The 19794-nt window shown below is 63.2% G+C and carries 22 protein-coding genes; 11 read left to right on the top strand and 11 right to left on the bottom strand.

Translation table 11 applies throughout. The annotated features are described in order from the left end of the window. Positions 1 to 59: 59 nt before the first annotated feature. The 3 genes from ACOZJV_RS24440 to ACOZJV_RS24430 all read right to left on the bottom strand — a co-directional run bounded on the left by ACOZJV_RS24440 (position 60) and on the right by ACOZJV_RS24430 (position 3389). Positions 60 to 347, bottom strand: coding sequence for a hypothetical protein (locus ACOZJV_RS24440; protein ID WP_078472353.1), 288 nt, complete (start codon positions 345 to 347; stop codon positions 60 to 62). Positions 348 to 398: 51 nt separating this feature from the next. After that, positions 399 to 2342, bottom strand: a complete 1944-nt coding sequence (locus tag ACOZJV_RS24435; protein WP_421548694.1) for an alkaline phosphatase D family protein — start codon at positions 2340 to 2342, stop codon at positions 399 to 401. 126 nt (positions 2343 to 2468) lie between these two features. Then, entirely contained in the window at positions 2469 to 3389 is a 921-nt protein-coding gene (locus ACOZJV_RS24430; RefSeq protein WP_421548693.1) for a LysR substrate-binding domain-containing protein, read from the bottom strand. A gap of 98 nt (positions 3390 to 3487) precedes the next feature. Between ACOZJV_RS24430 and ACOZJV_RS24425 the strand changes: the two genes are divergently transcribed. After that, positions 3488 to 4648 (top strand): MFS transporter, encoded by a 1161-nt coding sequence (locus ACOZJV_RS24425; RefSeq protein WP_421548692.1) that lies wholly within the window; start codon positions 3488 to 3490, stop codon positions 4646 to 4648. Positions 4649 to 4920: 272 nt separating this feature from the next. Here ACOZJV_RS24425 and ACOZJV_RS24420 read toward each other — a convergent pair whose 3' ends face one another. Together ACOZJV_RS24420 and ACOZJV_RS24415 are read right to left on the bottom strand one after the other, a co-directional pair. Further along, entirely contained in the window at positions 4921 to 5193 is a 273-nt protein-coding gene (locus ACOZJV_RS24420; RefSeq protein ID WP_078472349.1) for a hypothetical protein, read from the bottom strand. Further along, complete coding sequence (locus tag ACOZJV_RS24415) at positions 5183 to 5971, bottom strand: MlaA family lipoprotein (protein ID WP_421548691.1); 789 nt, start codon at positions 5969 to 5971, stop codon at positions 5183 to 5185. The genes ACOZJV_RS24420 and ACOZJV_RS24415 overlap by 11 nt, the downstream gene beginning before the upstream one ends. A gap of 167 nt (positions 5972 to 6138) precedes the next feature. On the opposite strand from ACOZJV_RS24415, the gene ACOZJV_RS24410 reads away from it, so the two are divergent. After that, complete coding sequence (locus ACOZJV_RS24410; RefSeq protein WP_201127763.1) at positions 6139 to 6849, top strand: response regulator; 711 nt, start codon at positions 6139 to 6141, stop codon at positions 6847 to 6849. A 71-nt stretch (positions 6850 to 6920) separates the two neighbouring features. Further along, complete coding sequence (locus tag ACOZJV_RS24405) at positions 6921 to 8186, top strand: sensor histidine kinase (RefSeq protein WP_242487575.1); 1266 nt, start codon at positions 6921 to 6923, stop codon at positions 8184 to 8186. A gap of 42 nt (positions 8187 to 8228) precedes the next feature. On the opposite strand, the gene ACOZJV_RS24400 is transcribed toward ACOZJV_RS24405, so the two are convergent. Beyond that, positions 8229 to 8960, bottom strand: a complete 732-nt coding sequence (locus ACOZJV_RS24400) for a hypothetical protein (protein WP_078472345.1) — start codon at positions 8958 to 8960, stop codon at positions 8229 to 8231. 38 nt (positions 8961 to 8998) lie between these two features. Further along, positions 8999 to 9847 (bottom strand): AraC family transcriptional regulator, encoded by an 849-nt coding sequence (locus ACOZJV_RS24395; RefSeq protein WP_421548690.1) that lies wholly within the window; start codon positions 9845 to 9847, stop codon positions 8999 to 9001. 81 nt (positions 9848 to 9928) lie between these two features. Between ACOZJV_RS24395 and ACOZJV_RS24390 the strand changes: the two genes are divergently transcribed. The 3 genes from ACOZJV_RS24390 (at position 9929) to ACOZJV_RS24380 (ending at position 11978) form a co-directional block, all read left to right on the top strand. Beyond that, positions 9929 to 10552 carry a glutathione S-transferase family protein gene (locus ACOZJV_RS24390; protein WP_421548689.1) on the top strand — a complete coding sequence of 208 codons (624 nt, stop codon included), beginning with the start codon at positions 9929 to 9931 and terminating at the stop codon, positions 10550 to 10552. Between the two features lie 63 nt (positions 10553 to 10615). Further along, entirely contained in the window at positions 10616 to 11515 is a 900-nt protein-coding gene (locus ACOZJV_RS24385) for a DMT family transporter (protein ID WP_078472342.1), read from the top strand. A 67-nt stretch (positions 11516 to 11582) separates the two neighbouring features. Then, entirely contained in the window at positions 11583 to 11978 is a 396-nt protein-coding gene (locus ACOZJV_RS24380; RefSeq protein WP_421548688.1) for a MerR family transcriptional regulator, read from the top strand. Here ACOZJV_RS24380 and ACOZJV_RS24375 read toward each other — a convergent pair. The 3 genes from ACOZJV_RS24375 to ACOZJV_RS24365 all read right to left on the bottom strand — a co-directional run bounded on the left by ACOZJV_RS24375 (position 11944) and on the right by ACOZJV_RS24365 (position 15067). After that, the gene (locus tag ACOZJV_RS24375; protein WP_421548687.1) at positions 11944 to 12924 is read right to left on the bottom strand and encodes an NAD-dependent epimerase/dehydratase family protein; all 981 of its coding nucleotides are present in this window, start codon (positions 12922 to 12924) and stop codon (positions 11944 to 11946) included. The two genes, ACOZJV_RS24380 and ACOZJV_RS24375, sit on opposite strands and share 35 nt — an antisense overlap. A 125-nt stretch (positions 12925 to 13049) precedes the next feature. Next, positions 13050 to 13943, bottom strand: a complete 894-nt coding sequence (gene ppk2, locus ACOZJV_RS24370; RefSeq protein ID WP_201132063.1) for a polyphosphate kinase 2 — start codon at positions 13941 to 13943, stop codon at positions 13050 to 13052. Between the two features lie 407 nt (positions 13944 to 14350). Next, complete coding sequence (locus ACOZJV_RS24365; protein ID WP_153050270.1) at positions 14351 to 15067, bottom strand: autoinducer binding domain-containing protein; 717 nt, start codon at positions 15065 to 15067, stop codon at positions 14351 to 14353. A 144-nt stretch (positions 15068 to 15211) separates the two neighbouring features. Here ACOZJV_RS24365 and ACOZJV_RS24360 point away from each other — a divergent pair, with 144 nt between their 5' ends. The 5 genes from ACOZJV_RS24360 to ACOZJV_RS24340 all read left to right on the top strand — a co-directional run bounded on the left by ACOZJV_RS24360 (position 15212) and on the right by ACOZJV_RS24340 (position 19443). After that, positions 15212 to 15568 carry a DUF4902 domain-containing protein gene (locus ACOZJV_RS24360; protein ID WP_421548686.1) on the top strand — a complete coding sequence of 119 codons (357 nt, stop codon included), beginning with the start codon at positions 15212 to 15214 and terminating at the stop codon, positions 15566 to 15568. An 87-nt stretch (positions 15569 to 15655) separates the two neighbouring features. Next, entirely contained in the window at positions 15656 to 16261 is a 606-nt protein-coding gene (locus ACOZJV_RS24355; RefSeq protein ID WP_078472337.1) for an acyl-homoserine-lactone synthase, read from the top strand. Positions 16262 to 16474: 213 nt separating this feature from the next. Then, positions 16475 to 17302 (top strand): GNAT family N-acetyltransferase, encoded by an 828-nt coding sequence (locus ACOZJV_RS24350; RefSeq protein WP_421548685.1) that lies wholly within the window; start codon positions 16475 to 16477, stop codon positions 17300 to 17302. Between the two features lie 157 nt (positions 17303 to 17459). Then, entirely contained in the window at positions 17460 to 17975 is a 516-nt protein-coding gene (locus ACOZJV_RS24345) for a hypothetical protein (RefSeq protein WP_078472336.1), read from the top strand. A 187-nt stretch (positions 17976 to 18162) separates the two neighbouring features. Then, on the top strand, positions 18163 to 19443 hold the full coding sequence (locus ACOZJV_RS24340; RefSeq protein ID WP_421548684.1) for an MFS transporter: 1281 nt from the start codon (positions 18163 to 18165) through the stop codon (positions 19441 to 19443). Here the strand turns inward: ACOZJV_RS24340 and ACOZJV_RS24335 are convergent. Continuing rightward, positions 19421 to 19789, bottom strand: a complete 369-nt coding sequence (locus tag ACOZJV_RS24335) for a PH domain-containing protein (protein WP_020298448.1) — start codon at positions 19787 to 19789, stop codon at positions 19421 to 19423. The genes ACOZJV_RS24340 and ACOZJV_RS24335 overlap by 23 nt on opposite strands. Between the last annotated feature and the right edge of the window lie 5 nt (positions 19790 to 19794).

Below are 19794 nucleotides of genomic sequence, written 5' to 3'. Positions count from 1 at the left end.
CATCCGCGCCGCAGCGGATGTCCGGCGTTGCGACTGAAGAGTCGAGGCGTGATTGAGCCTTATCGCGCCTTGCACCGCTCCAGCTGCTCCTGGCTCTGCAACTGAGTGACGATGCCCAGGCGATACCGGCAGTAATCGATCACCTGCTGGCGTTGCTCGTGGTCGAGTTCGACCAGGGACTTGTCGTCTGCCTCGTAGGCAAAAATATTCTCGAAGCGGATACGCAGGGTCGGCGACTTCTTGATGAAGAACCGGGTTTCGGCGTAGCCGTCCTCCATGGTCTGGTAGGTGCCGGTGAACAGTACCCCGAGCAACAGCAGGGCCAGGGTGGTGAAGAGGATTTTCATCAGCAGCGGGGCTCGCAAGGGGCAGGGGCGAAGGTGTTTTACCGGGCCGGCTCAGCGGCTGGATGGCTCATCCGGCGCGACCATCCGCGTCGGCGCCGAGCCGTCGGCATTGTGCTGGTAAATCTGCTGCGGTTGTCCCTGTTCATTGAAAAAAACCTGGCCGATTCCCGCTGAGTTCCACAGCCGCTCACCGGCTTCGGCACGTTCGGGGATGTGCGGGATGACCCGCATCAGTCGGCGCTTGGTAAACCAGTTCAGTGGCGAGCGCGGCGAATACAGCCAGCGGTTGAGGCGGTCGAACCATTCCAGCAGGGCCGGGGGGAATTCGTTCTTGATGCCGCTGCTGGTGATCTGCCAGATCCTCGGTCCGCTCTTGCGGTGACGGATCAGCACCTCGTACACGAATGAATAATGCACGTCCCCCGACAGCACCACGTAGCTGCCCGGGGTCCGCGAGTGGCGGAAGATATTCAGGATCACCTGGGCCGAGCCGCGATGAGCCATCCAGTTTTCCGCATCCACCAGCAGCGGGTAGCCGCACCAGCTGAAGACCTTTTGCACGGTCTCGATCAACTTCACGCCAAAGATCGGCGCCGGCGAGACGATGATCGCCGAAGGGTGGTCCAGCAGCTCTTGTTGCAGCTCGCTCAAGGCCTCCCAATCCAGCAGGCCCGAGGGTTGGCCGAGGTTGAACTCGCTGCGCCAGCGCCGGGTGCGGGTGTCCAGCACCACCAGCGCCGGGGTGGTCGGCAGCACGTAATGCCAGTGCTGGAAGCGCAGCAGCTCATCGATCAGTTGATCCTGGGCGGCGGCGTTCAGGTGCCCTTGCTGTGGGGTGCTGCTCAGGGCCCGGGTCTGTTCGAGCAGCGCGGGAAACGCGTCCGGGTTGTTGCCCCAGCCCTGGCACAACATGTAGGCCAGCAGTGCGTTGCCGATGATGCGTCTGGAAAACGGGTGGCCGTAGGCGGTTTCTTCCCATTGCGCGCTGAGGTTCCAGTCATCGGTGATGTCGTGGTCGTCGAAAATCATCAGGCACGGCAGGTGCGCCATGACCCGCGCCACGCCGCCCAGGCCGGCCACGAAACCGTCGATATGCTGCTGCTCGCGTCGGTAGCGGGCCTGCTCTGCGGGCAGCAACTGCGGTGGTGACGGGGCGATCAGGGTCCAGGGCAGCGGCGACCACACCAGCAGGTACATCGCCAGCACTTCGGCGAAGGTCACCAGGTGGTTGTCGGCGCTGCTGCTGGTGAAAATCGGCTTTTTCACCCCGCCAAAAAAGCGTTCGCGCAGGGTCTCGTTGCTTTTCAGCGCCGGCAGCAATTCGGCGCGGTGGTAGTAGCTGGCGCGGTGGCCGTAGAGCGCGGCACTGTCATCCACCACTGCGCCTTCCAGGTGTTCGTCGAACAGCCCGAGGCGTGCAATCAGGGCATGGATCGCCCGCAGCATCGGCCCGGCCACATCGTCGGCGTACACCTGGTCGCCACTCATCATCAGCAGGGCTGGGCGCTGCTCGGGCGCCGGGGCCTCGGCCAGCAGGCGGTCGACGCAGAGCAAACCGTCATTGGCCGGGTGGTGTGGCTTGCGGCACGAGCCGTGGAGCAACTGCCCGAGGCGGCTGTGCAGCACAAACTCCGGGCCGCGCGCCTGGCCGTACAGCAGGTGCGGCGCCCAGTCGGCGATGCCGGAGCTGGAGCCATCGCCGTGGTCGAGCAGCAGGTCGTAGCCGATGGCGACGTCCTGGGGCAGGGCTGCCTCCAGGGTGACGTCGATCAGGTGGATGAACGCCTGTTGGCCGACGGCGATCACCTGGCACTGCCGGGCGTCCAGGGCGATGTTCTGCGCCGGCTCGCCCGCGGCGACCTGCAAGCGCAGCGACAGTGGCAGCGCCCGCGACCCTACCAGCCACAGCACCAGGCGCGTGGGTTGCAGGCGCCGCAGCAGCGGGCCGGCCAGCACAGGGGGCAGGGCGGTGGTAACAGGTGCAGTCAGGGGCATGGACGATCGGGGCTCACAGGGCAAACACAGGCGTGAATCTTACCGTAGAGGATGTCGAAGAATTGTCAGATCAAGCTGTGCGTGGTGCCGGGCAGGTCGCTGATTGCTGTCAGCCGGGTCGCGGCATCAAGGCGCTACCGGCACCTGGGCCACGTTATCCAGTGCGTCCTGCTCGATCTGCGCGCGCATCCATTGGATAAACAGCTCGGCATCAGCCCCGGCTTCCGGCGACAGCGCGTAGTAATAGCGCGGCAGCGGCTGGTGCAAGGTCGGCAACGGGCACACCAGGCGGCCGCTGGCCAGGTCCTTGCCCAACAGCGAGGCCGGGCACAGGGCCAGGCCCAGGCCATCGACGCAGGCCTGCAGGACAAAATGCATATGGTCGAACTGCAGAGTAGGCGGGCTGCCCAGGGGCGCAAGGCCGCAGTGGGCGGTCCATTTGCTCCAGTCGGTGGCACGGGTGCGGCTGGTCAGCAGGGTGTGTCGGCCCAGGTCGCGGGCGCTGGCCAGCGGGGTGTTGTGCAGCAGTGCGGGGGCAGCCACCAGCAGCATTTCGTCCTCCAGCAGCCGCTGCGGTTGCAGCGCCGCCGACCAGCCGGCCCGTCCGCGCCGAATCACCAGGTCAAAGGTTTCCCGCGCCGGGTCGGGGTGTTGGGTGCTGGTCACCACTTCGGGCTGGATCTGCGGTTGTTGCGCCATAAAGTTCGGCAAGCGCGGGATCAGCCAGCGCACGGCAAAGGATGGCCGCACATTGAGCGTCACCTTGCGCAGTGCCGCACCCTGGCGCAAAGACGCGGCGGCGCTGGCGATCTGAGTCAGGGCCACGCTGACCTGCTCATAAAACGCCTGCCCGGCGGGAGTCAGTATCGACTGCCGCACCCGGCGCTCGAACAGCAGCACCCCCAGGTGCTCTTCGAGCAACTTGATATGGCGGCTGACCGCGCTGTGGCTCACGTGCAGCTCCTCGGCCGCGCGGCTGAAGCTCTCGTGGCGAGCGGCGGCGGCAAAGGCGCGAACGGCATTCAACGGGGGGAGGTCGGCAATCATGGGTCTAATTTAGTCACATATAGGGCGCAATTAAAGCGTTTGTCAGCGCGGGTGCTTGCCGCCACCCTGAAGGCCGCCTTTGCCCGGTTGCCCAGCCCATGCCCGATGCCATCCCCAGCAGCACCCGCAGCACTGATCGAGATTCAGCCCGCGCCGCGTCGATCCTCGGCCTCTGCCTGCCCGGCGACACCCTTTTGTACCTGCTGCTGCCGATGCAGCACGAAGCCTTTGGCGTCAGCCTGGCCGAAGCCGGGCTGCTGTTGGCAGCCAACCGCTTGATCAGGATCTTTGGCTACAGCTACGTGATGCGCTTCTATGCGCGCCACGGCGACCGCCCGATCTGCCTGCTGGCCGCCGGCACCGCCGCGCTCTGTGCCCTGGGCTACGCCAGTTTGTCCGGGTTCTGGTGGCTATTGGTGTTGCGCCTGGGCTGGGGCTTGTCCTATGCCGCGCTCAACCTGTCGACCCAAGTCATGGCCACCGCCGAACCCAGCGGCGCAGCCCGCCGCACCGGCCGCTCCCGAGCGCTGATCGCCACCGGGCCGATGCTGGCCCTGCCCCTGGGTGCGCTGCTGACGGTGGAGTACGGCCCGCGCCTGATCTTCCTGGTCATGGCCGCCACCTCGCTGCTCGGCCTGTGGCTGTCTTTCGGCCTGCCGGCCAAACCCCACCCCCTGGCCAGCTCGCCGCGGCGCTTTCAACGTCCCGACAGCGTCGCCGTCTGGTCCTTTATCGAAGGCCTGGTGCTCGATGGCCTGTTTATCATCGGCCTCTCCCTGCAAGCCGAACACCTGATGGCTGGCGACGCCGTGGTGGTCGCCGGCGTACTCCTGGCCCTGCGCTACGTTTCGGAAATGCTCCTCAGCCCCCTCGGCGGCCTCGCCGCACAACGCTGGGGCGCCACCCGCATGCTTATCGTCTTCTCCCTGCTCACCTCCATCGCCCTGATCGGCTTCGGCTGGCACTGGCTGATCGTCGGCGGCGCCCTGGTCCTGATCCTGCGCGCCCTGCAACTGCCGCTGGTGGTCACCGTCGTTGCCGAATGCCACCCCGGCCCCGGGCGGGTACGCGCCCTGGCCGCCAACGCCGTGTGGCGCGATATCGGCGCCGGGATCGGGCCATTGTTGGCCGGGGTGTTATTGCCGGTGGCGCCGTCGGTGTGGGTGTATTCAGTGGCGGCGGGGTGTCTGGCGGTGAGTGCGGTGGTGTGTCGGGAAGTTCGACGGGGGACAAAGGCGTCGTCGGCTGAAGAGGCGTGAAATATCTAGCGTCAAAGCCTCGATTTAGCCGTGTGAAGCCCGCACTAGGTTTGATGTTCCGCTGTTAATTCAGCGGCCGGGCCCGTGAACCCGCAAACACTGGGCGCATAGGCGCCACAAATCCATGCTGGCTCTATACACAGGAACGCATGGGTTTTTGCCGCTGACTTCCTTCCCTGGCCTGCCGAAAATCTTCGGAGGTGCCCTATGACCACCTCCAGCAAAATCCCCGGTGGGGTCACCTTCGCCCAGTGGTGAAGCCCGAGCCCCTCTTAGGCCGACACCCGGCGCGGTTCGTTGCTGTGTTCCAGTTCCAGCGCCTGGCCGTGTTCGATCACCCAGCGCATCAGGTCGGTGATGCTGACGCGGTGGCGGCGTTCGACCCATTCCATGCCTTCGGGGCTGTAGCGTTCGTTGTAGCGGGTGAGGATCAGGTGCTGCGAGTCGGCCGCCAGTTGCAGGCTGATTTCGCGGCAGTGCAGGGTGGCGTCGGCGTGTTTGGCCACCCGTTGCAGGAGCATCAGGCAGGGGCGTTCAGAAGTCATCGGCGTTGGCTCCGGGGCAGCGGTGCTGGGCGGGCTCGGTGGCCCCTTGCTTGCCTTCTTCGATAAAGGCGGTGCGGTGTTCCGCGACCACGTTGCGCAGGGCGCTGTAGTAGTCCGGCAGTTTTTCCAGGCTGTCGGTCAACGGCAGCAGGGCGGCGCGTTCGTCGACGATGCCGCCGACCGTGGCCACGGTGCCCAGGGTTTGCACGGTGTCGCTGTGATCGCCAAAGGGGTCGACGAAGAAGCTGAGGAGTTTGCCCGCCGAGTCGCGGCTGTTGCCGTTGCCCAGCAGCGGCAGTTCGACGATGGGGCCGTTGCCGATGCCCCACACGCCGAAGGTCTGGCCGAAGTCGGCAGTGTGGCGCGGGATGCCGATCGGGTCGGAGACGTTGATCAGGCCCAGCACGCCCACGGTGCTGTTGACCGCAAAGCGCCCCAGGGTGTTGATCGAGCGCTGCGGGTTGCCCTGCAGCAGGTCGTTGATCAGGACCTTGGGCTCGCCGAAGTTGCTGGCAAAGTTATGCACACCCTGTTGCATCACATCCGGCAACTGCCGGTAGCCCCGGGCAACGGGGGCCAGGGCGTATTTATCCAGCGTGCGGTTGAAGGCGAAGATGCCACGGTTGAGCGGCTCGGCCGGGTCGTACACCGAGGTGGCGCTCTGGACACAGGGATCGCTGCCGGCTGGCGGATGGCTGCTACAGCCGGTGAGGTAAGCCAGGGTCAACAGCAGGGCGGCGTGACGGGCCGGGGCCAGGGAGTGAGTCAGTGAGGGCATGAGCGCGCAGTCTCCAGGAAAGTGCGCCGATCCTGGCAGCCGCACCTTGCGCAAAGATGTCTGCTTTGTTGCGCCGCTGACGGTTTGTTACCGGGTTGAAATATATGACGGAGCGGGCCGAATGGTTTTAGATAGCGGCTCTTTCCGACCTGAAGTGATGCCCGCTGGTGAGCAGTCTGTTGATCGTGGACGACGACCTTGAGGTCCTCGCGCTGCTGAAGAAGTTTTTTGTCCAGCACGGCTATCAGGTGGCGGTCGCCACCGATGGCGCCTCGCTGTGGGCGGCGCTGGCGCAGCAGGTGCCGGACCTGATCATCCTCGACCTGATGCTGCCTGGCGACAACGGCCTGACCCTGTGCCAACGCCTGCGGCTGCTGCACGCGACGCCGGTGATCATGCTCACTGCCATGGGGGAATTGAGCGACCGGGTGGTGGGCCTGGAGATGGGCGCCGACGATTACCTGAGCAAGCCCTTCGACGCCCGCGAACTGCTGGCCCGGGTACGTGCCGTGCTGCGCCGTGCCGGCGAGAACCGACCGCTGCTCGGCGAGGTGCCACGGCCCTTGATCCAGTTTGCCGAGTGGCAGTTGGACGTCACCCGACGCGAACTGCGTTCGCCGGATCAGGTGATGATCCCGCTCTCGGCCGGCGAGTTCGACCTGCTGCTGGTGTTTGTCGAGCACCCGCAACGCATCCTCAGCCGCGAGCAGTTGCTGGACCTGGCGCGCGGGCACGCTCACGACGCCTTTGATCGCAGCATCGATGTGCAGGTCAGCCGCCTGCGCCGCAAGCTGGAGTTCGACACCAAGCGTCCGGCGATGATTCGCACGGTGCGCAACGGTGGCTACCTGTTCACCCCCAGCGTGACCCGCCAGTGAAGGGGTTCAAGGCGGCGTTGGGTTACCGCCTGCGGGACACCGTGGAGCGCTGGATCGCCCTGACCATCATCATGGCCATGCTCACAGCCCTGGCGTTCAACGCGCTGTTCGTGCAACTGGCCGGGGTCTGGGCGTATCCGCCGTTGAGCGAGTCCGGCCTGGTGGACAGGATTGCCTCCATCGTCAATCTGCTCGACGCCTCGGAGCCGGCCAATCGTTCACACCTGACCCAGGCGGTCAGCGATGGGGGCGTGACGGTGGCCTGGTACGCCACGCGCCAAGGGATCGAGGTGCCAGTGGTCGACGACCCGGAGTACCACCAGGATTCCGAAGGCCTGCGTCGTTTGCTCAAGGCGCCGGAGGCGCGTATTGAGGCCTACCAACCCAGTGACTGGCCCGGCCCTGGCGGACGCTATGCGTTGCTGCTGCAATTGAGCGATGGCTCCTGGCTGATGTTCTCCTCGGCTTCGCGCAGTTGGGGGCTGGAGGAGGGGCCGCGCAACCTGATCGTGATGCTGTTGGTGCTGATGTCCGCTGGCCTGGTGGCGCTGTTGGCCACCCGCCGCCTGGCCAGGCCGCTGCAACAGTTCGCCCAGGGTGCGCGACGGTTTGGCGTGGATTTTCGCGCGCCGCCGATCGAACCGGTGGGGCCCCATGAAATTCGCCAGGCAATCCTGGCGTTCAATGCCATGCAGGCGCAATTGCAGCACTTCATCAAAGACCGCACGCAGATGCTCGCGGCCATCTCCCATGATTTGCGGACGCCGCTGACGCGCATGCGCTTGCGCGGGGAATTTATCGAAGACCCGGAACAACAGCAGCGGCTGTTTCGTGATGTGGACGAGATGCAGGCCATGATCAATTCGGCCCTGGAGTTCTTTCGCGACGACGCACGCCTGGAGCAGGCGACCCCGCTGGATCTGGCGGAACTGGTGCAAACCCTGATCGACGATTACCGCGACCAGGCCATTGATATCGCTTTCAGCGGTCCGCCACGCCTGGTGTACAGCGGCCGGCCCCTGGGGCTGCGGCGGGTGATGAGCAATCTGTTGGACAACGCGATCAAGTACGGCGGCGAGCCGGAGATTGTGTTGGAACAGGGGGCGCAGCAGTTGACCCTCCGCGTGCTGGACCGGGGGCCGGGGATTGCCGCGGATTGCCTGGAGCAGGTGTTTGAGCCGTTCTTTCGCCTGGAACAGTCGCGCAATAAAAGCACCGGCGGCGTGGGGTTGGGGCTGTCGTCGGCGCGGGCGATCGTGCGCGAGCACGGCGGCCAGTTGACCCTGCACAACCGCGAAGGCGGCGGCCTGGAAGCACGGGTGACGTTACCGGTGTAGCCGCTGCCGAAGGCGCGGGGCGTGTTCGGCAGCGGCGACAGGTCAGGACCAGTCGAAGGTGAACAGGACCAGGCCGTCGACGGGTTCGTAGAACATGACGATGCGGTCCGCACCGGCGCTGCGGTAATGCCAGCCGGGGACGCTGAGGACATGGTGGAAGCGGCGTCCAGCAGGGCTCAGGGGCCAGACGCTGGAATCACCGCTGTCATCGTCGACTTCGACCACGTCCATGGGGAATTCCACGGTTTCCACCCAGTTGGCGCGGCCGTCGAGCTCGCCGCCCAGGGTATCGATAAACTCCACCGGGTCGCTGCCCCAGTCGGTGCGGGCCAGGTGACCGTGTTCGCGATAGAACTGGCGGTTGGCTTCAAAGGCCGCCTGCTGTTCGGCGTAGTGTTCCAGCAGCTCCTCCTGCAGGTCCGGTCGCCCTTCGTGCAATTGGGTGTTGCCTTCATCGAGGAAGAAGTAGCGTGGATCGCCGCACAGGCGGTAGCGGCCTTCTTCCAGCTTGAAGCCGATCCAGTTGGTTTTCAGCAGCTCGCTGTGCAGTTCCCAATCCTCGGTCAGCTCGCCCACCAGGCCCTCGTAGGGCTCCAGGGGGCTGAGCAGGTGCAGCTGGCCGGACCACTCGGGGTTGACCATGCTCGCGTCGATGCTTAACAGCGGGTGCAGGTGGCGGGCCAGGCCTTGTTGGTCGGCGACGAACACGGCACTCGGTTCGGGGAAGGCGACGGCGCCGGTCGGCAGTTGCTTGAAGTCCGGGGTACTGCTCATGGGGAGTCCTTTCTGGGGGCGTTGGCCCTGGGGGCAATTCAGGCGCGGCTGTTGCGAAAGCTGCCGGGGGTCACCCCGACCACTTTCTTGAAGGCACGGGCCATATGGCTTTGATCGAAGAAACCGCAACTCAGGGACGCTTGCGCCAGGCTGGCGCCGCTGCGCAGCAGCTTCTGCACCTGGGCCACGCGGTTCTGGATCTGGTAGCTGTGGGGCGAAATACCGAGCTGGTTCTTGAACACGCGGATCATGTACAGCGGTTCGAGGTCGACCAGTTGCGCGAGTTCCTCGAGGGGGATGTTTTTATCGAAATCCGCGTCAAGTTTTTTCCGGATGCGTCGGACCGCATCGCGCTCGGCGCCATCGACCAGGTTCACGGCCACGCCGCAGCGCTGGAACAGCTGTGCCACCAGCTCCAGGAGGATGGTCTCGCGCTCAAGGGTGGGGTTTGCCCGTTCCAGAACCTGGTGCTGCTGCAAGAACCATTGGGCAAAGGTCGGATCCTGGCGCATCACCTCGCGGAACAGGTGGATGTGCTCCGCTGCAAAGCGTCCCTGGAAGATCACCCGATTGAGCCAGGCCGGGTCGATGTAGAGCATGCGGTACATCCAGCCGTCGGCACTGCCGGGCACGCCGTCGTGGATCTCGCCGGGGCTGATGGTGACCACGCTGCCGGCGCCGCCCAGGTGATGGGCGCCGCGGTAGAAGAGTTTTTCCACGCCGCTGCTGATCACGCCGATGGCGTAGCGCTCGTGGGAATGGCGGCCGAAGGTCTGCTGGCTGTAGCGCGCTGAAAGCAGCTCGCAGTCGCCTTCGGCAATGCGCCAGAACTGGGAGAAGTCGCCAGCCGGGGTTGCAGGCTCTTTGCGCGTGGGGCGGTGGTCCATGAGCCTGTCCAGTTTTGTGCAATACGGTGGATAAAACGGCGGATAAATTTAGCACCCATCCCGTAATGCGAGCTAGATCCAATGAACCCCACGCAATTGTTGATAGGCGATTACCGCAAGTCCTCCTGGTCGCTGCGTGCCTGGCTGGTGCTGGTCAGCGCCGGTGTGTCCTTTGAGGTGATCAAGGTCCGCCTGGACCAGGCGGATACGCGCCAGGCGATTCTCGAGTATTCGCCGTCGGCCAAGGTGCCGGTGCTGTTCCAGGGCGAGTTGGCGATCAACGACAGCCTGGCGATTGCCGAGTACCTGGCCGAAACCTGCCCCGACGCCGGGCTGTGGCCCGCCGATAAAACCCTGCGCGCGTTGGCCCGTGCGGCCTGCGCCGAGATGCACGCGGGGTTTGTCGCGCTGCGTACCCAGTTGTCGTTCGGGGTCAATACCGGGGAGCCGCCGCCCGTGCTTGCGGCCGAAACCCAGGCCGATCTGCAGCGTATCTTTGCCCTCTGGAAACAACTGCGCAGCCTGAGTGGCGGTCCGTTCCTGTGCGGCGGGTTTGGTATTGTCGACGCCTTCTACGCACCGGTAGTCTTGCGTTTGCGGCGCTATGGCATCGAGGTGCCGCATGCCTTGCAGGACTATGTCGACGCCGTACTGGCCAGCGCCCCCGTGCAGCAATGGCTGCGCCTGGCCGCAGACGAGCGTTGAGCGCCGCGCAGCCAGCCGGCTGCGGGTCTGAAGCATTTTGCCTAACCCTTCATGGAGTCGCGTATGTCGACCAACAGGGCTGTACTTGAGTTGACGGTGGGGGGCTTGATGCTCAGCCTTTCTGCCCTGGCCGTGGCCTTCGCCCATATCGGGGCGGGCGGCGCCGGCTTCTATCGGATGTTGTTCGCGTCCGTGCTGTTTTACCTGTTGCTCAAGCTGCGCAAGGTCCCGGTGCGTCTACCCAGCCGCAAGGCCCGGTTGTACACGGCGCTGGCCGGGGTGTTTCTGGCGGTGGACCTGATTCTCTGGCACCAGAGCATCTACATCGTCGGCCCGGGCATCGGTTCGATCCTGACCAACTGCCAGGTGTTCTTCATGACCCTGCTCGGGTTTTCACTGCTCAAGGAAAAACCCTCGCTGTACTTTGTGCTGTCCATCAGCCTGGCGTTTGTCGGCCTGTATATGTTGCTGCTGCCGGAAATGGGCAGCAGCGTCGGTATCCAGGGCGTGGTCTACGGCGTGTTGTCGGGCCTGGCCTATGCGGTGTGCGTGTATTTCCTCAAGGTCAACACCGGCTTGCCGGACGGTGGCGGCGACAAAATTGCGCAGATGCTCAACCTCAGCCTGTGGTCAGCCCTGGTGCTGCTGGCGTATGCCCTGGCCATGGGCGAAAGCCTGGTAATCGCTGATCGGCAGACGCTGCTGATGCTGATCATTTATGGGGTGCTGGTGCAGTTTGTCGGCTGGTTGCTGGTCAACCGCTCCATCGGCGCCATCAGCCTCGGGCTGGCCGGCTTGATTCTGTTGCTGGAGCCGGTGATCACCTACTTCATCGATGTGGCCTTTCTCGGCAAGGCCAGCTCGGCGCTGCAAATCAGTGGCGCCTTGCTGACGGTGGTGGCGGTGTACATCGGCTCGATCAAACCGCCGCACAAGGCGCCGGCGCTGAACGAACCGGTGTGAATGCGCCAGGCAAGACACGCCCCGGGCAGTGCCCGTAAGCTGCGCGTCGGGCAATGTGGAGACGGCGATGTATATAGGTGAGCTGGCGAAGTTGGCGGGGTGCACCCCCAAGGCGATACGCCTGTATGAGCAGATGGGCCTGCTGGCCCCGCAGCGCCGTGGCAGTTACCGGCTGTACACGGCCCATCACCTGACCCTGGTGCGGATGATCCGCAGTGCCCAGTCCGTGGGGTTCAAGCTCGGGGAAATGAGCCAGTTGCTGGCGGCCAAGCAGCATCAGGCGCCATTTCCCCTGGGGCTGGCCAACCAGGGCATCGAGGCCAAGCGCCTGGAGTTGCAGGCGCAGATCCTCGCCTTGCAACTTCAGGAGCAGCGCCTGAGCGAGCTGCAACGGCAGATCAACCAGCAGTTCGCGCCAGCGGCCGATTTCAGCGCGCCATTAAATGCGCAAATGCCTGCCTGAGGGCGTCGTGGGGTGAGCGCGGCCGGTAGCCCAGCTCGGTGCTGGCCTTGTCGATGCAGTATTCCTGGCGCACCCCGTAAAACATCTGCACCTGGCTGCGCAGCAGTTCGGCCGGTTGCTGGCTGTACCGAGCGCGCTGTTCCTGCAGCCAGGCGATCAGCAGCAGCAAGGCTTTGGGCGCCCGGCGCGGCAGGCGCCAACCTGGGCTCAGGCTATTGAGGGCCTCGATCACCTCAGCCAGGGAGGACGCGTGCCGGTTGGCCAGGATGTAGCGCTCGCCGGGGCGGCCATACTCTGCGGCGCGGATCAGCCCATCGGCGACATCGCGCACATCGACAAAGTTGAAGTGGAAGTGGGGGTCGAGCACCAGTTTGCGTACCAGTACGGCGGCGAGAAAACCCATGGTGTCGGTGAGCCGTGTGGCATGGGGGCCGATGATGGCCGAGGGCAGCACCGTGACCAGCGACAGGTCATGGGCCTGGGCACATTCCCAGGCAGCGCGTTCGGCGAGGATCTTCGAGCGGTAATAGGGGTTGCGCTGGTCGCTGTTCCAGGTGCCTTCGTCCAGGGGCTGGCCGTTGTGCCCGACCGCCGCCACCGAGCTGACATAGACCACCCGCTTGACCCCGGCCTCGGCGGCAGCACGCAGGATGTTGCGCGTGCCTTGCACGTTGACTTCGACGATTTCCGCCTGTGGGTCTTTGGCCCAGTGCTTGAACACCGCCGCCACCTGATACAGCACATCAACCCCTTGCAGGGCCTGGCGCAGGGAGTCCGGGTCTTGCAGTTCGGCGTATACCCGCTGGCAGTCGAGCCCGCCCAGGGCCGGGCTGCGATCCGGGTCGCGAACCCCGGCGCGCACTGTTTGTCCCCGGGCGAGCAGGGCCCGGACCAGGGTGTTGCCCAGGTGCCCGTTGGCACCGGTGACCATTGCGAGGGTGTTCATTTATTGGCCTTATCCGCCACGGCGGAAGCTGAAACAGATAAGGCAGGGTGCGGCTTGTCCCTAGGGACAGAGTCAAGGGCGGGTGAACAGCTCCCGGTGCGCCACCGGTTGGTGGCGCATCAGGCTCAGGCCGGCATCGCCAGGTGTTCGACGGCGGTGCCTGCGGTTTTGTTCGAGCCGCGCTCGTCTTCTTCCAGGACCCGCGAGGCTCGGTCCACCAGCAGCGGGTCGGGATGATGAGCCACGCGCAGGTCTTTGCCCGGGTAGTCGAGGGAGTGCAGGAAGTGACGAATGCAGTTGATACGCGCGCGTTTCTTGTCGTCCGACTTGATCACCGTCCACGGCGCATCGGCGGTGTCGGTGTGGAAGAACATCGCCTGCTTGGCGCCGGTGTATTCATCCCACTTGTCCAGGGACTTGATGTCGATCGGCGACAGCTTCCAGTGCTTGAGCGGGTCGTCACGCCGGGAGATAAAGCGCCGCAGTTGTTCTTCGCGGTTAACCGAGAACCAGTACTTGAACAGCAGGATGCCGCTGTTGCACAGCATGCGTTCCAAGTCCGGGGTCTGACGCATGAACTCCAGGTACTGCAGGGGCGAGCAGAACTCCATGACCCGCTCGACGCCGGCGCGGTTGTACCAGGAGCGGTCGAAGAACACCATTTCCCCGGCGGTGGGCAGGTGCTGGATATAACGCTGGAAGTACCACTGGCCCTTTTCCTGGTCGGACGGTTTTTCCAGGGCCACGATCCGTGCGCCCCGTGGGTTCAGGTGCTCCATAAAGCGCTTGATGGTGCCGCCCTTGCCCGCAGCGTCACGGCCTTCGAACAGCACGACCACCCGCTGCCCGGTTTCCTTGACCCAGCTTTGCACCTTGAGCAGTTCGATCTGCAACTCGTGCTTGGCTTTTTCATACTCGGCGCGGCGCATCCGGCTGCGGTACGGGTAGGTGGCGGGCAGTGCCGCCGACACGCTGTCTTCATTGGAGCCACGGGGCGCACTGGCGACTTGCAGGGCAATCGGCTTCTGGCTGATGGCGCTGATCTGGGCTTCGGCGACTTTGACTGGTGCCGCCTTGGTGGTGCGCGGCCGGCGTGGGCGGGCAGTGGCCGGTTTGCGTGGCGTACTGGTGCTGGCGGTGATGGCCGGCTTGGCAGCTTTGGCAGAAGGCGCGGGCAAGGGGCGTACGGTGGATTCTTCGCTCATGGAGGACCTATTTTCTAGTTCTGATGTCTTGGTCACAGTTTAGGAGCGTGATGGCGCTGGTTTTTGACCCTGATCAAGGTTTGCCGGGGAAGAATCTGTAACGGGCGAGGGATTTATCTGGAGGGCGTGTGGGAATGTGCTGCGCAGCGCTTCGAGCGGCACGATCGGCTGATCGTGCCCCTCTGCCGCAAGCTGGCCGGTGGGCCTGGGGGAAGGGGCGGTCAGAGCATGCCGAGGATGGTGGCCTTGACGGCGGCTTCGGCTTTATTGGCTGCGTTGAGCTTTTTCAGGGTGTTGACGATGTGAAACTTCACGGTGCGGGCGTCGATGGTCAAAATGTCGCCGATCTCGGAATAGGTCTTGCCGGACGCTGTCCACCGCAAGACCTCCTTCTCGCGATCAGTCAGCCCAGCCTGGGATTCGGGCAAGCGCTCCGGCAGCAGGAAGTTGCGCATGGTCGAATGCACCAGGCTGGTGAGCCACATCAGCTTATGTTCCTGATGGGCCAGTTCCTTGGCCGAAATGATGCCGTGACTGCGCACCATGGACAGTTGGCCAATATCACCAAAGCGCCCGGACGTGCTTTGGCACCAGCCGTGGGACAGGCCGTGCATCCGTGCTTCCTCCCAGAAGGGCCCGTCCTGGACACTGTCCTGCGCCGCCCAGGCCAGGGGCAGGTGAGTGCTCAGCGCATGGCGCACCGTCGGGTCGAGAAAGAAGTAGTTATTGCTGATGTAGCTCTCCTCCCAGGCCTTGGGGTAGGAGGAGCGCAAATGGAACGAAGGGGCGCTGATGGGAAGAGGCAGTCGAATACCATAAGAGCACGACTTAAAACCCAGATCCTCCGCGATACTTTGCAAGCTGGAAAACAATGCCAGTTCGGATGTCGACTCTGTACACACTGCTAGAAACTCTTCGCGCCAATCAGCCAAAAGCATGGTTGTTTTTCCTGTCACACATCCGTGGATCCGGCAATATGCTGTAATGCCGCGGCATAAGGTGTAGGGCGTAATTGTACTTTATGCTTATAGGGTTTTCTATTGTTCTTATTAAACATGCGATAAACAATGCCAGAGGGACTTATGACATTAATGGTGGATGGCTTTATCAGAGTTTCAGTTAAAGAGTTCATGGAGACACGCTTTGTTCATCATATGTCCTGGGAGGATGACGAACTGCGCGATGAACTCCAGGGCCTGGGGGTCAACGCAACCGCGGCCGGTTACTGCGAGTGGAAAAGCCACGCCGCCCCCGGCATCAGTATCGGCTGGACCTGGTTTCGCCTGGCCGGTCGCCGGCGTCCCTTGCTCGGGCCCGAAGGGCTGCGCAGCAACCTGATGCTGCGCTGTGCCAATGGCTATGACATGGGCAGCAACATCTCCCACAACCTGATGATCAGCTGGCTGTCGTGCCTGGCCTGGGAGCGGCAGTGTCCTTGATTTGAGGCCCTGACCTGCCCGAATGGGCAGCTATGAAAATAGGGGGGTTGTATCTCTAATTGGTGGGTTGGCCAATTGGAGGGGGTTATGTTGCGTTTGATTGCGGGAATGAGTAGTGAAATAAATCAAAGTGTGATGAATGGACTCGCGGAGTATCGTTACGAAATCTTTGTGAAGAAAATGGGGTGGCCACTTAGTTGTCCTGAAGGTTTTGAACAAGATGAGTTTGATCGCCCCGATACTGTTTACGCTATTGTCCTGGATCCCGATAACAGTGTTCGTGGTTGTGCGCGCTTATTGCCCACTACCAAGCCTTACTTGTTATCGGAACACTTTGTCCATCTGATGGGAGGCGCCAGTCTCCCTAACCATCCGCGGACTTGGGAGCTCTCCCGTTTCGCCATTACCCCTTCAAAAACAGGCACTACCAGCGCCACCCAGGCCTGGGCCAATACTGTCGCCCTGGTGCGCAAAGTATTGGTGACGGCATTAAGCCTGGGCGCCGAACGTTTGATCGCTGTATCGGCCGTGGGCAATGAGCGTTTGTTGAAGCGCATGGGGGTCAATGTTCACCGTATTGCCGCGCCGCAACTAATTGATGACAAACCCGTGATTGCCTTCTGGATTGAAATTGATCACCAGACCCGTTCGGCCCTGGATATCGAATGTCCGCCCAGAGCGTTTTCCAACTGATTTAACCACCCGGCTCGCCAGCCCGTTAATGGACTAACGAGCCGCAGTGGTTATGGGGCTGCGCCGTATTTGTTATTAGCCAGCACCCACTTGATGGGGATTTATGGGGCTGTGGAGAAGTTGCCGTCCGGCACCCCGGGCGTGCCCCGCAGGAGTCGGCGACCCACGCTGGCCCGGTTGCCCATTCAATCATGCAGAGTGATTAACACCGTGATGATCGAGTACCTCGCAGAGCATCGTTATCAGGAACTGCTCGGTTTCATCAGCACCGCGGCGGACGGCGATGGCCTGCTGTTCTTTTCGGGCGTGCTGCGCAATCGTCCCGATGGCTTGAACGTGCATGTCCAGCGCCGTAACGGCGAGGTGGTCGGTGCGATTGCATTGCTGCCGGCCTTGCCGCCGTTTGCCATGCCGCTGATTCTGCCGGCCGGCGAGGTCTCCCCGGAATTGCTCGATACGGTCAGCATCCTGGCCCAGAGCCCGCATATGGCCCTGGGGCCGAAAGCGGCGACCAAGGCGCTGACCCGGGCGTGGCCGGAGACCTGGAAGCCCTTTCTCGGCCAGCGCAACGAAGTGCTGCTCAAGCAACTCAAACCGTGCCGGGTCGAGCAGGACGACACGCTGAAAACCCGTCTGGCCCGCTTGAACGATGTTGAAGTACTGATCGACTACCAGATCCAGATGGAGTGCAATGCGCAGCTGGCCCTGGTGTGCAGCCGAGAGCAGGCGCACCACAGCGTGACCCGCCTGCTGGCGCGGGGCTGCCTGTTCGTGATCGAGGTCGACGGGAAAGTGGGTGGTTGCGCGGCATTGATCACCAGTGACGAGCTTCATGAGCAACTGGGCTTTATTTACGTCGAGTCGCGGCATCGTGCCCGTGGCGTGGCGGACCGCCTGCTGGGTGATCTGTGCACCGCCGTCCATGCCCGGGGCAAGATCCCCCTGACCTTCACCAGTTCCTCCGGGCCACTGTACAAACGGCTTCGCGCCATTGGGTTCAACGTGGTCGGCGAGCAGGTCAAGCTGTACTTCGGCCATTGAGCCGATCCCAATCCTATCTGGTGGCCCAGGCCGCGCCCTGCTGTTCCCCGCGGCACCTGCCTTGCGATGCTGACGTTGATCAATATCATTTTGGTATTATCGTGGCTTCTGAAATGAAGCGGCTCCTGCGTTTCTCAACGTGCTACGGGGATACACAATGAAAAGGATTCTGTGCGGTTGGCTGCTGGCGGGTGCCATGGTCAGTGCAGCGACTGCGGGTGCTGATGAGCGCTTCACGTTCGAGGCGTATCCCGCCTCCGCCGTAGCCAGCAAGCCGCTGGCCAAGGTCGACTGGAAGTCGAACCCGGCCTACGCCAAGGACCTCAAGTCCAAGGACGCCGTGCAATGGGCGGTGGGCCGCCAGGCGGACTTCGCCGGGCATTTTGTCGTGACCTCGTTCAGTTGCGGCACCGGCTGCCAGAGCACGGCCTTTGTCGACGTCAATGACGGCAAGATCTACAAGTCACCCATGCAGTTCCCGAGCGAAGGCAGCGACCTGCCCCAGGTCAGCGGCGGCAAGGCGTACCGGCCCACCAGCAATATGATCTTCATGTCGAGCCTGGGCTACGCCGGGACCGACATGGTGCAGTCCGACGGTGTTGTGGTGTGGGACGAAAAGACTCGGCAGTTCCAGGTGGTGGCCAAGTCCAAGCCTTACAAGATGAAGATGTAAGAGGGGGGGCGGTCGGATCGAAGGCCGGCCGCTGCTGTCACTGGCGTCAATGCATTGCTTTCGATCAACTTTCCCCTCAGGGTGTTGCTGCACAAAGGGGGCCGGCAACTCGCCGGGCCCTTCTTTTCATGGATCAGCCCGCGCTGGCTGCACCTGAATGCACGGATGAGCCTAAGGTGTCCTGGTTGTGAAACAGCGCTTCGCAGATTTTTTCATCAGCAGAAACTTTTCCCTGCTGTGGTTGGGCCAGGCGCTGTCTTCGTTCGGCGAGTTCGTGTTTGAAAGCACGGTCATCGTCTGGCTGGTGACCGACCTGTATCGCGACAGCGCCTTTCTGCCCAGCGCCGTCGGCATGGCCGTGGCAGCGTCGGCGATCCCCCGGGTGCTGGTGGCGCCCCTGGCGGGGGCGTGGGTGGACCGCCTGGTTCCGCTGTACGTGATGATCTCGGCGGACGTGGCCAGGGTCATCCACTTTCTACTCTTTATAAGTGCCTATTGGCTGTTTCAACTCGACCAGGGGCAAGTGCTCTTTGGAGTGCTGCTGTTGCTGTTTGTGAACAGCGTGGCCGCGCAGTTCTTCAACCCCTCGCGCCAGGCCGTGATGCAAGCGGTGCTCCCGGCCGAGCGCCGGGTCGAGGCGTCGGCCAAGGCGATGTTTTCCCTGACCGGCATCTCCGTCATCTGCGCATCCCTGGGGCCGGCGTTGTTTGTGCTGGTCGGGCCACTCTGGGCACTGTTGATCAATGTGCTGGCCTTTGCCGGCTCCGCGCTGTGCATCGTCCTGACCCGAGACTTGGGTCGGCGGTTGGCGGCGCAAACCGAGCGTCCTTCATTCTGGGGTGGGGTCGCGGCGGGCCTGAGGTTTGCCTGGGGTCACTCTGCTATCAGAACCCTGCTGATCGGCATGGCGCTGTACGGGGTTTCCCTGGGGGTGAACAACGTGGTGTTGTCGCTGTACGCCTTCAAGACCCTGGGCTTGAGCGCCTCGGAGTACGGCCTGATCCTCGCCGCATTCCCCATCGGAGGCCTGATTGCCGCGCTGCTGGTGCGACCGCTGCTGCGCTCATGGAGCATCCGCCAGGCTTTCAGCGCCTCGCTGTTCTGCCTGGGGCTGGGTTATCTGGGCTACGCCCTCAGCCCGCCGTTTTATCTGGCATGGCTGATCATGGCGGTCTGCGGCCTGAGCTTTTCGGTGTTCGCCATCGTTCAGGGGCCGATGTTGCAGGAGGCAGTGCCGGAAGGTTTCATGGGCCGGGTTTCGGCCACGCTGACCCCGGTCCTGGCCATCGCCTCCTTGCTGGGCACATTGATGGCGTCCCAGACCCTCAACCTGGCGCAGGCCGTGGCCAGCCAGCAACGGTTGTTCATCGACATCTACGGCGCCTACATCTTTGGCGCCGCTTGCCTGTTGCTGATGGGCGCAGGGCTGATGCTGCGCGGTCAGGTCAGAGCACGTGCCTGGAAATAAGCTTGGAAATCTCAACCATCGAGGTCCTGCCGGTGAACTCGAACTTCACTTTCCCCAGGGCTGAAAAGTAGATTTCCAGCTCCGAATCCAGATCAAAGGTGCCCGAGGTTTCCACGGAGTAGGCGACGATGTTTTTGTAGGGCAGGGAGGTAAAGTCCTTTTTGCTGCCGGTGATCCCTTGCACGTTCACGGCAATGATCCGCTTGGTGGTGAAGACCACCCCGTCGCGCATGGACTTGTAGGAATCGATGACTTGCTCGTCCTCCAGCAACAGGGAGGTCACGCGTTCGGCGTATTCATCGTTTTGCTTGAGCTTGAAGAAGCCTTTGTTATTGAAGTCGATCATGGTCC

Origin of the sequence: Pseudomonas sp. QD4 (assembly GCF_049199125.1) — a bacterium.
In the GTDB taxonomy this organism is placed as follows: Bacteria; Pseudomonadota; Gammaproteobacteria; order Pseudomonadales; family Pseudomonadaceae; genus Aquipseudomonas.
Note: the sequence above shows the minus strand (reverse complement) of the source record. Positions and strands in the feature narration are given on the sequence as shown.

Coding starts and splice junctions, on each gene's coding strand:
- ACOZJV_RS24440 (WP_078472353.1), bottom strand. CDS start 347: ATGAAAATCCTCTTCACCACCCTGGCCCTGCTGTTGCTCGGGGTACTG.
- ACOZJV_RS24435 (WP_421548694.1), bottom strand. CDS start 2,342: ATGCCCCTGACTGCACCTGTTACCACCGCCCTGCCCCCTGTGCTGGCC.
- ACOZJV_RS24430 (WP_421548693.1), bottom strand. CDS start 3,389: ATGATTGCCGACCTCCCCCCGTTGAATGCCGTTCGCGCCTTTGCCGCC.
- ACOZJV_RS24425 (WP_421548692.1), top strand. CDS start 3,488: ATGCCCGATGCCATCCCCAGCAGCACCCGCAGCACTGATCGAGATTCA.
- ACOZJV_RS24420 (WP_078472349.1), bottom strand. CDS start 5,193: ATGACTTCTGAACGCCCCTGCCTGATGCTCCTGCAACGGGTGGCCAAA.
- ACOZJV_RS24415 (WP_421548691.1), bottom strand. CDS start 5,971: ATGCCCTCACTGACTCACTCCCTGGCCCCGGCCCGTCACGCCGCCCTG.
- ACOZJV_RS24405 (WP_242487575.1), top strand. CDS start 6,921: ATGGCCATGCTCACAGCCCTGGCGTTCAACGCGCTGTTCGTGCAACTG.
- ACOZJV_RS24400 (WP_078472345.1), bottom strand. CDS start 8,960: ATGAGCAGTACCCCGGACTTCAAGCAACTGCCGACCGGCGCCGTCGCC.
- ACOZJV_RS24395 (WP_421548690.1), bottom strand. CDS start 9,847: ATGGACCACCGCCCCACGCGCAAAGAGCCTGCAACCCCGGCTGGCGAC.
- ACOZJV_RS24390 (WP_421548689.1), top strand. CDS start 9,929: ATGAACCCCACGCAATTGTTGATAGGCGATTACCGCAAGTCCTCCTGG.
- ACOZJV_RS24385 (WP_078472342.1), top strand. CDS start 10,616: ATGTCGACCAACAGGGCTGTACTTGAGTTGACGGTGGGGGGCTTGATG.
- ACOZJV_RS24380 (WP_421548688.1), top strand. CDS start 11,583: ATGTATATAGGTGAGCTGGCGAAGTTGGCGGGGTGCACCCCCAAGGCG.
- ACOZJV_RS24375 (WP_421548687.1), bottom strand. CDS start 12,924: ATGAACACCCTCGCAATGGTCACCGGTGCCAACGGGCACCTGGGCAAC.
- ACOZJV_RS24365 (WP_153050270.1), bottom strand. CDS start 15,067: ATGCTTTTGGCTGATTGGCGCGAAGAGTTTCTAGCAGTGTGTACAGAG.
- ACOZJV_RS24360 (WP_421548686.1), top strand. CDS start 15,212: ATGACATTAATGGTGGATGGCTTTATCAGAGTTTCAGTTAAAGAGTTC.
- ACOZJV_RS24355 (WP_078472337.1), top strand. CDS start 15,656: ATGTTGCGTTTGATTGCGGGAATGAGTAGTGAAATAAATCAAAGTGTG.
- ACOZJV_RS24350 (WP_421548685.1), top strand. CDS start 16,475: ATGATCGAGTACCTCGCAGAGCATCGTTATCAGGAACTGCTCGGTTTC.
- ACOZJV_RS24345 (WP_078472336.1), top strand. CDS start 17,460: ATGAAAAGGATTCTGTGCGGTTGGCTGCTGGCGGGTGCCATGGTCAGT.
- ACOZJV_RS24335 (WP_020298448.1), bottom strand. CDS start 19,789: ATGATCGACTTCAATAACAAAGGCTTCTTCAAGCTCAAGCAAAACGAT.